The sequence below is a fragment of the Pararhodonellum marinum genome (assembly GCF_015354735.1).
Classification (GTDB): Bacteria; Bacteroidota; Bacteroidia; order Cytophagales; family Cyclobacteriaceae; genus Pararhodonellum; species Pararhodonellum marinum.
This window is the reverse complement of the sequence record NZ_JACEFJ010000005.1, coordinates 298,276-313,167: the sequence shown is the minus strand read 5'-3', so window position 1 is coordinate 313,167 and position 14,892 is coordinate 298,276. Positions and strand designations below refer to the sequence as shown.

Sequence of the window (14,892 nt, the reverse complement as noted above, 5' to 3'; positions counted from 1 at the left end):
CTAATTGCTTCCCTTTGGCATTCGGAAGTCTGAATAATTAAAATTTACGATCAAAATGCTGGTTATAACAAAGTTTTCGTCGCTTTGCGCTATGGCAAGCTTATTCCTTGAGGATATTTTATTAATCTCCAATGAAAATCATCCCAGCAAAAGGGAAAAGACAATTCGCCTTGTACCAAAATGAGTGATGAAGCCGCTAAAATTATAAAATTTGGCTTTAAGTGTTATATTTACATTTTATAAAACCGCTTTGGAAAATGGATGTTTCCGATCTTTGTAGAACATATTTCTTGACTTGTTTCGAGAAATTAACCTACCAAAAAATCCATGGCATTGAGGTAAGTAAACCTCTATAGTTACCAGTCGAGTAAATAAACCCTAGACCAAATCATGGAAACAAATCCTTTGTTTTTCTCCTTGCTGGCACTTTTTGTATTCAGTCAGCAGGCAATAGCCCAAAATGAACCCATTCGTTTTTTTGCGTTGGGACAGGTGGAACTATTGGACAGCCCTTTTCTCAATGCCCAAAATGTCGATAAAGCCTATATCCTCGAAATGGATGTGGATCGGTTACTGGCACCGTATATGAAAGAAGCGGGCATCGATTGGCAAGCAGAAAATTACGGGAATTGGGAAAATACCGGTTTGGATGGGCATATCGGTGGACACTACCTTTCAGCCTTGGCCATGATGTATGCTGCTTCAGGAGATGAGAAAATCAAATCCCGGCTGGATTATATGCTTGATCGCTTAGAAGAAGCGCAAACCAAGAACGGAAATGGTTATGTAGGGGGCGTACCGCAGGGAAAGGTCATGTGGGAAGAAATCGGAAATGGGAAAATCAATGCCGGGAATTTTTCTCTCAACCAAAAATGGGTCCCGCTCTACAACATCCACAAGATCTATGCAGGACTGAGAGATGCCTACCTTTATGCTGATAGTGGACAAGCCAAAGGCATGCTGGTCAAATTGTCTGATTGGTTTGAAGTACTGACCAAGGATTTTACCGAAGAGCAATTCCAGGAAATGCTCATTAGCGAACATGGTGGTTTGAATGAGATTTTTTCAGACGTATATGTGATCACCGGAGACAGGAAATACATGGACCTGGCCAAAAAAATGTCCCATCACTTACTTCTGAACCCTTTGCTTGAAGGGGATGACAAACTGACCGGAATGCATGCCAACACCCAAATCCCAAAAGTGATCGGGTTCCAAAGAATCGCTGCCTTGGAAAATGATGCGAACTGGCACGCTGCTTCCAATCAATTTTGGGACAATGTGGTCAACCAAAGATCCGTTTCCATCGGCGGCAACAGTGTCCGTGAACATTTCCATCAAGTCACTGACTTCAACTCGATGCTTTCTTCAGAGCAAGGCCCTGAGACCTGTAACACTTACAACATGCTCCGCCTTTCAGAGCAGCTTTTCCAACATTCACCAAACAGTAAATACATGGACTATTACGAAAGGGCACTCTATAACCACATCCTTTCTTCCCAACATCCGGAAAAAGGTGGTTTTGTATATTTTACCCCCATGCGGCCCCAACATTACCGGGTATATTCCCAACCCCATGAAAATTTCTGGTGCTGTGTAGGTTCTGGATTGGAAAACCACGCCAAATACGGTCAGGCCATCTACGCCAATGCCGGAAACGCACTCTATGTAAACTTATTTATTCCCTCTAAATTGGATTGGAAAGAAAAGGAAACCAAGGTCATTCAGCAAACTGAGTTCCCCTATGCTGATAACACCACGCTAAGCTTCCAACATAAAGGAAGAAAAAACATTGACCTAATAATAAGGGCTCCAAAATGGGCGGACCCACAAGCCATCGGCGTCAAAGTCAATGGCAAAGCGAGGGCCATTACCATCGATCAAAACGGTTATTTTACCGTTTCAGGAAACTGGCGATCCAGTGACCGAATTGAATTAAAGATGCCCATGGAGACCAAAACTGAGTCTTTACCTGATGGGTCCAATTGGGTTTCATATGTGTATGGCCCTGTGGTTTTGGCTGCCAAGACTGGAGATGAGGATTTGAAAGGGATTTTCGCGGATGACAGCAGGATGGGCCATGTAGCAGCCGGTAAAATGGTTCCACTGGATCAGACTCCTTTTATCCTCAAAGAAAATGATTATACGTTGCCGGTAAAGTCCGGTGAAGGACTAACCTTTCTTGTGGAAAACCTTGACCACAAGGATGCTTTGGTGAAACAGGAGCTCGTACCCTTTTTCTCCATTCATGAAAGCAGGTACCAAGTTTACTGGCCTGAAGTAGCCCGTAACGAGGCCCAGGGATTCCGGCAGCAATTACACGAAAAGGATGAAAAAAGTGTAAGGATTGCCACTCTGACCGTAGACATGGTAGCCGCTGGTGAACAGCAACCCGAGTCTGAGCATGGCTTCCAAGGTGAAAACACCAAAATGGGACAAAAAGACGGGAGATTTTGGAGAAATACGACGGGATGGTTTCAATACAAGCTCAAAAACCCCGGCAATGCAGGCAAATTGCTTAGAATATCTTTTATCAACGATAAAAAAGGCAGTCCTTTCCGTATCTTGATCAATGGGGAATTGCTGGCTACTGTACAGTTGAACCAAGCCTCCAACCAGGAAGTCATATACAAAGACTATGATGTCTCAAAAATAACTACGGAAGAATTACAAATCAGGATAGAAAGCATAGATGGATTGGAAACCGGAAAGGTGAATGCCATCAGGCTTATGAAATCCAGTGAATGATATCAAATTGACATAAACCCAGCCCTTAAAACCTAAACTAATGATGACAAATGAAACCTTTGTAATCGGTCTTGATTATGGGTCCGATTCAGTACGAGCAGTGTTGGTCGACACATCCAATGGGGAAACTTTGGCCAGCAAGGTATATTGGTATCCGAGATGGAAAGCAGGTAAATACTGTATTCCAGTCATGAACCAATTCAGGCAGCATCCGCTGGACCATCTTGAGGGATTGGAAGCCACCATAAAGGGGGTTCTTTCAGCTTCCCAAGTCAATCCGGAACAGGTAAAGGCCATCTGTGTGGACACCACAGGGTCCTCTCCCCTGCCTGTAGATGAAAAAGGACAATCATTGGCCTTCCATCCCGAATTTGGCGATAACCCAAATGCCATGATGGTGTTATGGAAAGACCATACAGCGATTCAGGAGGCCGAAGAAATCAACCAACTGGCCAGAACCTGGGGTGGTGAGGATTATACAAAATATGAAGGAGGAATTTATTCCTCAGAGTGGTTCTGGTCCAAGATCCTTCACGTGATCCGTGAAGATGAGGCGGTGAAAAAAGCCGCTTTCTCCTGGATGGAACATTGTGACTACATCACAGGTCAGCTGATCGGAATCAGCGATGTAATGGAGCTCAAGAGAAGCCGATGTGCCGCTGGACACAAAGCCCTATGGCATGAAAGCTGGGGCGGATTGCCTCCGAAGAATTTTTTATCCAAACTTGACCCATACCTGGCCGACTTGAGAGATCAGTTGTATACGGAAACATTCACCTCTGATCAGGTAGCAGGTAAATTGAGTGAATCATGGGCTTCCAAATTAGGCCTTACAACAGATACAATCGTTGCTGTAGGCACATTTGATGCCCATGCCGGTGCAGTGGGAGGGGAAATAGGACCCAATACGCTCATCAAAGTCATGGGTACTTCGACTTGTGATGTCATGGTCACTGACAAAGCTACTTTAGGCCAGAAATTGATCAAGGGCATTTGTGGTCAGGTAGATGGATCGGTCATCCCCGGCAGCATAGGCCTTGAGGCTGGACAATCTGGCTTCGGTGATGTACTTGCCTGGTTTAAGGAATTGATTTCAAAAACGAGTCTGGATTTGATACGGGATAGTCAGGTGCTTTCCGCTTCTCAAAAAGATCAATTGATCTTAGAAATGGAAGACCAATATATCAGCAAACTTTCGGAAGCAGCTCTCAAGATTCCCGTGAGTGAATCCAGTATTTTGGCCTTGGATTGGATCAATGGCAGAAGAACCCCTGATGCCAACCAAGCTTTGAAAGGCGCCATCAAAGGGCTCAACATGGGTTCCGACGCCCCCAGGATCTTCAAAGCCTTGGTGGAAGCAATCAGTTTTGGTTCCAGAAAAATTATAGATCGATTCAGAGAAGAAGGCGTGGTGATCAATTCAGTCATAGGAATGGGCGGAGTAGCCAAAAAATCCACTTTGGTCATGCAGACTCTTGCCGATGTGCTCAATATGCCTATCAAAGTGGCCACTTCAGACCAGGCACCTGCTTTGGGTGCTGCCATGTATGCAGCCGTCGCCGCCGGCATTCACGCGGATACGCCAACTGCCATCAAAGCCATGAGCAATGGTTTTGACAAAATCTACCATCCTATCAAAGAACATATCGAGATTTATGAAAAGCTTTATCGAGATTATGTGGAATTTGGTGAATTTGTGGAAGCTTCTTTGGAGTCTAAATCAGTGGATCTGCTTCAACAACCCTGACCATAATAGGCATCCTTGCCGTGTTTTCGTTCGTAATGTTTTCTGATCAGGGATTCTTTTAGCCTTGGCGCTTTTGGATTGATCTGTAAAGTCAGATAAGCCATCCTTGCGATTTCTTCCAGCACTTTGCTGTTGTAAACAGCCTTGGACGCATCCTTTCCCCATGCAAACGGTCCATGATTGCCAATCAATACCATTTCTACCTCTTCGGGACTTAACCCTTTTTTTTCAAAGCAATCCAAAATTTGCTGTCCCGTGTTGTGTTCATAATCTCCTTGGATTAAGCTATCGGCCATCGGGGCTGCACAGGGAATATCCGCTGTCAAATGATCCGCATGTGTGGTCCCAAAAATGGGGATGTCCATTTGGGCTTGCGCCCAGGAAACCGCATAGGTCGAATGGGTATGGCATATCCCTCCGATATTTTCCCAGTGTTTGTATAGAAAAGCATGGGTTTTGGTATCTGAGGAAGGCCTCATTTTTCCGTCCACTACCTTGTTGTCAAAATCCACCACGACGATGTCCTCCACTTTCAGAGATGCATATGGAACTCCACTAGGTTTGATGGCAAAGACACCTTTATCCCTATCCACTGCACTGACATTGCCAAAAGTGTATACCACCAAGTTGAGTTCAGGCAATTGCATATTGGCTTCGAAACACTGTGATTTGATCTGATTGTACTGGTTCATAGTCTTCTTACTGAATTAAACTTCTATTTTCAATTTTTCTCAATCAAGTGAATCATTATTGTGAACAAAAATATTCTATTCGGACCAAAAACTCATTCCGAATGGAAAGGCCTACTCAAATTAAAACCTTTACATCCATTTTTTGGCTTTCTCATTGATGAAATTTTGACTAAACAGCCTGATGTGAATCATTTTGGCACCTCTAATCGGTTTGAAACTGAAACATAAATTTAAGTGTATTATATACAATTAAAAATCAAAATAGGTTTTCTTTTTAACAGCTTCTTGTTCCCAAAAAAGAATTCAGGAAGAATTGATGATCGTCAAATAAAGATCCATAAAAAAACCCGAATCTTACTGATCCAGGTTTATTTTCCACTTAAAGAATCTTTTCTCTTCAGGCCATTTGTTTGCTAAGCGCGGTTCTATAGGATCTCCAATAAAAATAAAGAAATCCAGTTTGAGGGATCAGCAAAAGTGCGGCTTTGATCCCAAGGGAATTTGAACCATTTCCAATCTCTAATCCAAGCAAATTGCTGATGGCTAAAATGGAAATCACCGCTATCAATGCAAATACATTGGCCATGATCAATTTTGTTTTGTTTTTCATAAATAAAAAGGGGTTAGTAAAACATTTTAAACAGTATTAAAGGGCACCTTAATGCACCTGTTTTTTTAAAAATTCCGGGTGATAGAAACCCTAATATGCCATAAAAAAATGTAAAACCCAAATTGAATCAACCCATTCAAATAGACTTAAAATCCATTGATTATGAGAAAGTTAACTTAATATCTATTTCATAAAATGAAAAATGTATCTACCCATAAGTTAATTGTATTTCAACCAATTAGTGCATTCCATTTCTGAGGTTGAACTGCTTAAAAATTCTAGAAAAAAAATTGAATAGTTCTCTTTAGTTGAAAAAAAAGAGATGCAAGGCATTGGCTTTTCTCTAAGCTTTCATTGGGAATTCCTTTCAAACTTCCCCTTGACTTAATACCAAAATCTGCTGTGTATCATCGAAGTCAGATGCGCCCAAATGGATGTTTTTATCCCTATCCACGGTGCCCAAATAAATCAATTGATGCGCAGCAAGCATTTGTTTTACTTCTTGACTATTTTTAAGCAAATCTCTGGGAATATGCTTTCCTACTTCCAACAAATTAAATTCAGCACCCTCAGGATAGGCCAATTCTTTAAATAAGCGGTCCAGATTCTTTTGGAAGGACAACTGCGCAATGTAACGGGCAGAAAGCTTGTGAGAAAGAATGGTGTTGCTCTTCAGCAGATTTTTGCTGAGGAGCTGTTCGGTGACCGGGTCACTCAGAATAGTCACAATTTTGGATAAAAAGCTGGAATTTTTTCGGTTGGCCGAAACCAAAAGCATGGTCAGTCTGAAACCCAATTCGTCATCGAGATTGATGATGAGGTTATCATAATCAGCTTCCTGAAGTTTTTTATGAAAGTCAGACTTTAGGTATTCATTGGGCTCAGCAAAAACAAAATGTGCTTCCTGCATGGCTTCCAGACTGGTCAAATCCATAAAATCTGCCATGTTGCCCAAGGGCCAGGTATCCCCAATCACACAGATACGCTTGCTGGCAAACTCATTCGGGGGAAATATTTCTTCGTGTTTGAGGGAGAGAGCATTCGGAGGCCCGGAGGCATATTTGATGCCATTCACATTTTCCGTCATGAAAATCAGCCAGTCTGAGGCGCCTAATTTTTCTCCGAAAGGGCAAAGATTCATTTCAAAGCGGCCTGCTTCATTGACTCTGGAGTATCCCAACAGGGTACCTCCTTTAAAACAAAACATCAGGTCTTCAAAGGGCTGTCCCGTCAGGCTTTCCCTTTTGGAAAGACGCTTTGGGTCTATAAACTGAATGGTATTGCCATCCATGGAAAGTATTTCAAAGAAAACCTTATAATACACCACGTCCACTTTGGCACGGGATAGGATGCTCCCGATCACATCTCCCGGTGTAATGACCGAAAAGAGCGAACCGGAATCATGGGCGGTCATGGCCATGGCGATATTTCGGCTATCCGGCTGATTGGAAAGCTCTATGGCGCACTTCATCGGTCGTCGGGAAAGTTGACGATCTGAGAGGTGCTTGAAAAAAGCCTGGTCATTGGTCAAGGAGGTCAATATTTTTAGGTTGTAATTGTCAGCAGAAAACTTGTCTTCTTCATGATCCGGCAACAGCAATACCAAACCCAGGGCTTTGAATATGGAAAGGCGTTCATAAGTGCTGAAAGCCATCACATCCCCTTGTCTCAAATAAATATCCAAAAATGGCCAACGGTCTTTGCTGAATTGGGCCCGAAACCCGGAAACGATGGAGGCTTTGGAAAAGAGCAATACGACTGGCTCTACCATTCCCTTTTCTTTGGCCCTAAGGTTGAATTGATCCAAGATCAAGGGTAATTTGATATTGTAATTGATGAAAAGGATATGGCCGCTACGCCGAAAAGGCAGAGAACCCCTTCGAATATTGGCGATCAATTCAACCAAAGCCGCGGAAAGTACTGAAATGATAAAAGAGAAGAGCACCAAACCCAATAACACCAGCACCAAACCAAATCCCAATTGCATGGGCCCTTCTGCCAAGGCATAATTGGCAGGATCGGCAAAAATCCTGTAACTGGTTGCAAGATCTCCCAGTAGGGGAGAAAAAAGGAAGATCAAACAGCCACTGACCACGAAAATGGTTAAAAGCTGAACCCAAACGGGTGACAAGGCAAATCTCTCCGCAGTAAAGCTTCGGCGCAATTTGCGCCACATCCGAACAATGAAATTGGGTTTGGCCAAAGAATAATCAGATTAAAGTGAATTGGAAAACTGCTTTAACTTTCGACACCGACATGTTGTTTCTCAATCCTAAATATAACAATCCAACCCGATTCTACCTCATCCGAAAAATGGAGGTAACGAAAGATAAATGAATTAGCTTTGGATATTTCACTAAGATCTCACAGTTGCCCTGATTTATTCACTTAAAATGCATGCTTTCAGAAGGTCCCATTTTCATGTAACCATTGGACCTATATCCACCATTGAATTTTGATGATAATTGTGTATTTTACCCTATCACTTGATTTGCATAATTTTCATCCACCCATGATTCAATCAAAAATGAACTTGAAAAAACAACTATTTCATTGGCTCTTTCTCTTCGGGCTGGCTTTTCTTTGTTTTAGCTGCGGAACCGATCAACCCGCCGAAGACCAAAGTGATGACATCAATGCCTGGTTTGATGAACAACATGAAGCTTACCTCCAAAAAAGTCCCCTCCGGTTGACAAGTTTAGGAAGAAAAGACCTCTATGATCAGATTGATGACCTCTCTGAGGAAGCAGAAGCCGAGCGGCTGGCCTGGTGGGAAAACAGCGTAGCTGAAATGAAGTCCAGATTTGACTATGACCTATTGGATCCGCAAACCCAATTATCGTATGACCTTTGGATCTACCAAAAGGACATGGCAGAAGCCGAAGCAGCATTCCGAAGGCACAATTATGTGTTTCACCAAATGGGAGGCATGCATACCAATCTTCCCAACATGCTGATCAATTTCCATAAAGTGGATGATACCTCTGACCTCAACGCCTTGATCAACCGGATCAAAGAAACGGGAAGAGCGAACTTACAGATGTTGGAAAGGGCCAAACTTCAGACCGAGCAGGGAATCCGTCCGCCTAAATTCGCCTATGAAACGGTCATCACACAGACAAAAGCCTTGATTTCAGGTAAGCCCTTTACCGAAGAGGATAAAGGAGCTCCACTATGGAATGATGCGATAGGTAAAATGGAGGCCTTGCAGGAAGCAGGTAAAATTTCGGAGGAGGAAGCGGAAACTTTTCGGGGTCAAATTGAGACCGCCTTGGTGGAGCACTTTCAGCCTGCCTATGAGGAATTGATCGCTTGGCTGGAGTCAGAATTGCCTGAATTGGAAGATACTCCTACAGGCGTAAGTCGTCATCCGAATGGCATGGAATACTATCAGCATCAACTCAGATCCTCCACGACTAATGACCTGACAGCTGAGGAAATTCATCAGATCGGACTGGATGAAGTAGACCGGATTTTGGGTGAAATGATGGCCATCAAGGAACAAGTGGGATTTGAAGGCGATTTGAAAGCCTTTTTTGATTTTGTCAATACCGACTCACAGTTTTTCTATCCCAATACGGATGAAGGCAGACAAGGGTATCTGGATGATTCCAAGGCTTTTTTGGATACCCTTACAGAAAAATTACCAGATTATTTCGGGCTATTGCCCAAAGCGCAACTTCAGGTAAGGCGGGTAGAGGCTTTTAGGGAGCAGGATGGGGCTCCTCAACACTACATGCAGGGCACTCCGGATGGCTCAAGGCCAGGCACCTATTATGTGCATCTTTCTGATATGAAATCCATGCCCAAATCCACCATGGAAGGTGTGGCCTATCATGAAGGCAATCCCGGGCATCACATGCAGATCTCCATTGCCCAGGAATTGGAATCACTACCGCAGTTCAGGACCCAGTTGTTCTTTAATTCCTATGTGGAAGGATGGGCTCTTTATTCCGAAATTTTAGCCAAAGAAATGGGAGGCTATCAAAACCCCTATTATGATTTCGGGAGATTGGTCAATGAAATATGGCGTGCCATCCGGCTGGTGGTAGACACAGGACTTCACGCAAAAGACTGGAAAGAAGTCGACGCCATCCAATACTTCAGTGAGAACTCCTCCATCTCAGCGGGTGCCATCAAAGCAGAAGTTCGCCGCTACATGGTGATGCCCGGACAGGCCACAGGCTATAAAATCGGCATGCTCAAGATCCAAGAATTAAGGCAATATGCTGAGAGAGAACTGGGAGATGATTTTGACATCAAAGCCTTTCATGATGTTATGCTTGGAGGAGGTGCCTTACCCTTGAATCTTTTGGAAAAAGAAGTCAATAGATGGGTAATGGATGTCAAACAGAATTGAAGCTAGGATTAACAAAAAAGCATTCCGAAAGCATGCGTTTAATCGCTAGAAGGCAAACAATCACAGGACAGGCCCCATTTTTAGGTGTGGGCCTTTTTTATGATTTCTTCTCAAGGAAACTAATGTAACTACCAATTGAGCCTCCTCTCGTGAAAACCAAATTTAAAAATTGCTAAGATTGATTTGAAATTTTGTCATGGATTCAAATCCAATATCTTAATATCCAGACAGCCCTTTGCTGGCTAAAATCCATCAATATCTCCCCTTCAAAATAGGATTGATGTGTTCATTTATACGATTTAAACCTGACTTAATAGTTTTTCCGCAGCCACCTCCTGTACCTCTTCAAAGGACTGATAAGCAACGAGGATGGTATCAAATAGACTTACATCGGAAAATTTCCTAAGGGCAAGCGGATTTCCAAAAAGCACCAAAACAATGGGCCTTTTTCGGGCCAAATCTGTCAAAGCCTCCACACGTTTCAGATCCAATCCAAAATCATTCACCGGCTTGACTGAAGGCACAAAAAGAGCCGCCAAAAGCGGTTCTTGACTTTTATCTGCCATGATTTCATGCCATGATAAATTTTTAGGTGGGAAAGCGGCATCAAGTTTTTGAAAAAACGGATGATCCGCCGGCCCCTGAGCAGTAGTTTTCAGGATTTGGCCCTGGGAGAGCATGGCCCTTATCTTTTTTCCAATGGAGCCCTTTTTTTCAAAATTCAGGTATCTTTCTGCCAGTTGAGCATTGAAAGTTCGGATCGATCCTTTGTCGTACTGGGGAGTCTGAACTTCAGTTTTGGCATCAAAAAGTCCCAGTTTATTTTTGAGCTCCAAGACTTTTTCGACACTTGTGTCCAAATTATTTCCCTTCGCTTCTCTTGCGATATAGGCTATTCCTGCCTCCACTTCCTCTGAAAAGCAAAGTAGGTCATTGCCAGCCTTAAAGGCCTCCCATTCCAGTTGGCCTGGAAGGGCATGCATGGGGCTTACACTTTTCATATTGAGGGCATCAGAAACCACTAGACCCTTAAAACCCAGTTCCCCTCTGAGCAAATCCTTGATGATGGCAGTGCTGAGGGAAGCCGGGATATTTTGGCCTAAGGTAAGTGCAGGGGCAGCAAGATGCCCCACCATGATCATGTCCACACCTGCTCGAATTCCTTCAATAAAGGGATACAGCTCCTCATCCATCAATTCGGTCTTGGTTTTATCTATGATGGGTAGACCGAGATGGGAATCCACGATGGTATCCCCATGCCCGGGAAAATGCTTGTAGCAGGCTTTCACCCCAGCCGCTTCAAGGCCCTGGTACATGGCCAAAGCAAACTGAGTTACCTTTTCCCTTTCTTTCCCAAAAGAGCGATACCCTATGACAGGGTTTTCAGGTTGGGTATTGATATCCGCCACAGGAGCAAAATTAAGGTGGATACCAGCCGCTTTAAGGTCTTGACCCATCCGGTAACCCACCTCGTAAACCAAATCCCTATCCTTCAAATCCAAGGCTCCCAAACTGATAGCATAGGGATATTGTGGTGTTTTTTCAACCCGCATGGCCAATCCATACTCCGCATCAATGCTGAACAAAAGGGGGATTTTGGCTTGTTTTTGATACCGATTGATCAGGTAGACCAACTTGTCCAAGCTATCCGAATAATCCAGCGTTTCCTGTCTTTTTTCGAAATTGGCCGCTGAACTCGCCCGACTGTGGAAAAAAGTAATGCCACCAATTCCATGCTCCCTGACCAGAACTTCCATATTTTGATAATGTTCTTCGGTGTCGTGAATAAAGGCGGCGGGGCTAAACAATTGCCCGGCTTTTTCCTTTTTGGTCAGTTGACTATGGTTCATTTGTTAGGCTTAATAAAGTCGAGGGTAGCTGCTTCTGAAGTTATCCACCCCATAAATGATAGAAACTTTAATTTGACACCAAAGCTATGGAATCAAACTTAATTTTGACTATCCCAATTCATAGAAATAAAGTTTTATTTGTATCATTGCCTTCTTTCTACAAAAGCTTTGAATTCTAATTCATGTATGTACGCAATGATGCAGGTAAAATGGTAATTCAATCTAGTTCTCGCCACCAAACTGAAATCTCCCGTACATCCCTGCCCGACGAAAGGCGGGCCTGCCCGACAAAAGGCGGGCCTGCCCGACAAAAGGCGGGCCTGCCCGACAAAAGGCGGGTCTGCCCGACAAAAGGCGGGCCTGCCCGACGAAAGGCGGGCCTGCCCGACGAAAGGCGGGTGACTTCGGACTTCCGACCCTTTTGAAGAAGAATATTGAGTTGGTGGCAAAGAAGCGGATAACCAGTCTAAATTAACTATTGTTCCTGATCCTTATCTAAACCTTAATTTATATGACATTTCGAAAGACCCTGTTATTCATATTTGTGTTATCAGGATTTTATAGTTTTCATACGCAAGCCCAAAGCAAACTTCAGCCTATCCATGTGGGTGTCTATCATTCCGGCATAACCGGACAGGTAGGAATCGGATCAGATATGGACAAAGCTTATTTCGGGGAATTGCGGTTCTCGGCCAGTGATGTTTTAGATTATGCTTTTGGTATAGAAGGATATTTCAACAAAAACCTTGTTCGGGATGATTGGTACAATATCCATCTTGGGCTTAGTCTGGGATATTATTTTTCTGACGAAGTACGACTGGGAATTCCTATCGGTATGACTTTCAAACCCATCCAATCGAACCGGAATTTTGGGGTTTTATTGGAAGCCATGCCCAATGCCTTTCTGGCTTCTGAATTCTTTAACCTGCGGGCCAATATTGGTTTGAGGTATAGTTTTGGAAAAAACTGACTTTTTGAGTTTTTAAAAAGAAAAAATCTTGGCTCAATCCGTCTTATGAAGCTTTTGGGGAATCTCTTTCTTCTTCCCAAAGTCTCTGGGAAAATCAACGTACTTGACCATCAGGATGCCCGGCACTGCTGTGATCACGACCCATATGAAAAAATCCCTGTACCCCAGCCATTCCTGCATAAATCCGCTGATCATCCCGGGCAGCATCATGCCCAGTGCCATAAATCCAGTGGCTATGGCATAATGGGAGGTTTTGGACGCACCTTCTGCTATGTAGATCAGATAAACCATAAAAGCCGCAAAGCCAAAACCATATCCCAGCTGTTCGATGACCACTACTATGGCCGGAAAAATCAGAGATTCAGGTTGCCAATAGGCCAAGAAAACATAGAACGCATTTGGCACATTGAGCGCCAGGATCATGGGCAGCATCCACCTGCCCAGACCTTGCCTCGAAATCACTATTCCCCCAATAATGCCTCCTATGGATAGTGCTATGATGCCCAAGGTCCCGTAAATCCATCCAATCTCACTTGTGGTCAGCCCCAAGCCACCCACTTCTCGCTCATCCAATAGAAAAGGGGAAGCCATTTTTACCAATTGGGATTCACCCAAACGGTACAAAAGAACAAAGGCCAAAGCCACCCCAATTTTTTTCTTTCGGAAAAAAGAGGCAAAGATTTCCGCAAAACTCAGTCTTTGGGGAAGACCTTCCTTATAGGCTTTGGTTTCTACTTCAGGAGTTGCGAAGAAATTGCTCAAGGTAAGTACAAACATTAAAGAACCCACCAAGACCATGGTCAAGGACCAGGCACTTTCATTGCTGCCCATGGTCTGTTCCAAGTAACCAGCCACGATTACAATCAGGCCCTGACCGGTAATCATGGCCACCCGGTAAAAGGTGCTCCTCAAACCAATGAAGAAAGACTGTTCATCCTCTTTAAGTGCTATCAGGTAGTAACCATCTGAGGCGATGTCATTGGTAGCAGAAGCGAAAGCCGCTATCCAAAAACAGGCAAGGCTTAAAATGAAAAACTGGCTGGTAGGTAAAGCAAGCCCCACACCCATAAAAGCTGTCGCCATCAACAACTGCATACCCAAAAACCACCTTCTTTTGGTACTGAAAAGATCCACCATCGGGCTCCAAAGTGGTTTGATGACCCAAGGCAGGTACAAAAAACTGGTGTATAAGCCAATATCTGAATTGTCTACGCCAAGTCTTTTGTACATGATCACAGATACGGTAATGATGAGTACGTAAGGGATTCCTTCGGTAAGGTAGAGGGTAGCTACCCAGATCCACGGATTTTTTCTTGGCTTGCTGTCTTCCATCAGGGCTTTTTAAGGAGGTTTTGATATATGCTTATATCAGAATGCTTGATGACCTTGGCCTGTACTGCTTTTTCATAGAAACTTTCGGGCCCCACACCCCCAATGATGGCATAAGCATAGCCCATTTCCCGCATGGATTCAAGACTTTTGATCAAAAGCACTTTGCCTATACCCTGCCCACGGGCACTTTCCATGGTGCCGGTAGGTCCAAAGAAATTGCGTGCGGTACATTCATAGCAGGCAAAACCCAAGATGTGATTTCCTTCTTGTGCTACCCAACAGGTGACCGGCATCCTACTGAATGCGACCTCCACTTCATCCGCCCATAGTGGACCAAATTCCAGATTGACCCAATCTTTGACAAAAGTTTTTTCCGGGGCTATTGGCCTTTTGAAAATGATACCGAATTTAGTTTTAAGGTGGTCTTCCAGCTCCTTCACATCTGGTAATTCAAGCAAGCGGACGAGCATATCTTTCATTTCAGATCCAAGTAAAATGTAGTAGATATATGTAACAAGTAGAGTTGAGATTAAACATGGGAAAATATTCATGCCGGGAATGAAATAAGGCAAAAAAATGCCGT

10 protein-coding genes are annotated in these 14,892 nt (G+C 43.7%); 4 read left to right on the top strand and 6 right to left on the bottom strand.

Annotated elements, in window-relative coordinates; translation table 11 throughout:
* Nucleotides 1-390: 390 nt before the first annotated feature.
* Together H1A14_RS12440 and H1A14_RS12435 are read left to right on the top strand one after the other, a co-directional pair.
* Complete coding sequence (locus H1A14_RS12440) at nt 391-2,748, top strand: glycoside hydrolase family 127 protein (protein WP_194776574.1); 2,358 nt, start codon at nt 391-393, stop codon at nt 2,746-2,748.
* Between the two features lie 43 nt (nt 2,749-2,791).
* On the top strand, nt 2,792-4,495 hold the full coding sequence (locus H1A14_RS12435; RefSeq protein WP_194776595.1) for a ribulokinase: 1,704 nt from the start codon (nt 2,792-2,794) through the stop codon (nt 4,493-4,495).
* Here H1A14_RS12435 and H1A14_RS12430 read toward each other — a convergent pair.
* The 3 genes from H1A14_RS12430 to H1A14_RS12420 form a co-directional block, all read right to left on the bottom strand.
* Complete coding sequence (locus H1A14_RS12430; RefSeq protein WP_194776573.1) at nt 4,483-5,187, bottom strand: L-ribulose-5-phosphate 4-epimerase; 705 nt, start codon at nt 5,185-5,187, stop codon at nt 4,483-4,485. The genes H1A14_RS12435 and H1A14_RS12430 overlap by 13 nt on opposite strands.
* Before the next feature lie 397 nt (nt 5,188-5,584).
* Complete coding sequence (locus tag H1A14_RS12425) at nt 5,585-5,797, bottom strand: hypothetical protein (protein ID WP_194776572.1); 213 nt, start codon at nt 5,795-5,797, stop codon at nt 5,585-5,587.
* 367 nt (nt 5,798-6,164) lie between these two features.
* Nucleotides 6,165-7,973, bottom strand: a complete 1,809-nt coding sequence (locus H1A14_RS12420; RefSeq protein WP_194776571.1) for a hypothetical protein — start codon at nt 7,971-7,973, stop codon at nt 6,165-6,167.
* A gap of 357 nt (nt 7,974-8,330) precedes the next feature.
* Here H1A14_RS12420 and H1A14_RS12415 point away from each other — a divergent pair, with 357 nt between their 5' ends.
* The gene (locus H1A14_RS12415) at nt 8,331-10,157 is read left to right on the top strand and encodes a DUF885 domain-containing protein (RefSeq protein ID WP_228527753.1); all 1,827 of its coding nucleotides are present in this window, start codon (nt 8,331-8,333) and stop codon (nt 10,155-10,157) included.
* Nucleotides 10,158-10,456: 299 nt separating this feature from the next.
* On the opposite strand, the gene H1A14_RS12410 is transcribed toward H1A14_RS12415, so the two are convergent.
* Entirely contained in the window at nt 10,457-12,007 is a 1,551-nt protein-coding gene (locus tag H1A14_RS12410; protein ID WP_228527752.1) for a glycoside hydrolase family 3 protein, read from the bottom strand.
* A 511-nt stretch (nt 12,008-12,518) separates the two neighbouring features.
* On the opposite strand from H1A14_RS12410, the gene H1A14_RS12405 reads away from it, so the two are divergent.
* The gene (locus tag H1A14_RS12405) at nt 12,519-12,977 is read left to right on the top strand and encodes a hypothetical protein (protein WP_194776569.1); all 459 of its coding nucleotides are present in this window, start codon (nt 12,519-12,521) and stop codon (nt 12,975-12,977) included.
* 33 nt (nt 12,978-13,010) lie between these two features.
* Here the strand turns inward: H1A14_RS12405 and H1A14_RS12400 are convergent, their stop codons facing one another.
* Both H1A14_RS12400 and H1A14_RS12395 read right to left on the bottom strand, forming a co-directional pair.
* Entirely contained in the window at nt 13,011-14,309 is a 1,299-nt protein-coding gene (locus H1A14_RS12400) for an MFS transporter (RefSeq protein WP_194776568.1), read from the bottom strand.
* A complete protein-coding gene (locus tag H1A14_RS12395; RefSeq protein ID WP_194776567.1) occupies nt 14,309-14,788 on the bottom strand; it encodes a GNAT family N-acetyltransferase in 480 nt (159 codons plus the stop codon). The genes H1A14_RS12400 and H1A14_RS12395 overlap by 1 nt, the downstream gene beginning before the upstream one ends.
* Between the last annotated feature and the right edge of the window lie 104 nt (nt 14,789-14,892).

Excerpts from the sequence above, each read along its gene's own strand:
- H1A14_RS12440 (WP_194776574.1), top strand. The coding sequence starts at position 391 with ATGGAAACAAATCCTTTGTTTTTCTCCTTGCTGGCACTTTTTGTATTC.
- H1A14_RS12435 (WP_194776595.1), top strand. The coding sequence starts at position 2,792 with ATGACAAATGAAACCTTTGTAATCGGTCTTGATTATGGGTCCGATTCA.
- H1A14_RS12430 (WP_194776573.1), bottom strand. The coding sequence starts at position 5,187 with ATGAACCAGTACAATCAGATCAAATCACAGTGTTTCGAAGCCAATATG.
- H1A14_RS12425 (WP_194776572.1), bottom strand. The coding sequence starts at position 5,797 with ATGAAAAACAAAACAAAATTGATCATGGCCAATGTATTTGCATTGATA.
- H1A14_RS12420 (WP_194776571.1), bottom strand. The coding sequence starts at position 7,973 with ATGTGGCGCAAATTGCGCCGAAGCTTTACTGCGGAGAGATTTGCCTTG.
- H1A14_RS12410 (WP_228527752.1), bottom strand. The coding sequence starts at position 12,007 with ATGAACCATAGTCAACTGACCAAAAAGGAAAAAGCCGGGCAATTGTTT.
- H1A14_RS12405 (WP_194776569.1), top strand. The coding sequence starts at position 12,519 with ATGACATTTCGAAAGACCCTGTTATTCATATTTGTGTTATCAGGATTT.
- H1A14_RS12400 (WP_194776568.1), bottom strand. The coding sequence starts at position 14,309 with ATGGAAGACAGCAAGCCAAGAAAAAATCCGTGGATCTGGGTAGCTACC.
- H1A14_RS12395 (WP_194776567.1), bottom strand. The coding sequence starts at position 14,788 with ATGAAAGATATGCTCGTCCGCTTGCTTGAATTACCAGATGTGAAGGAG.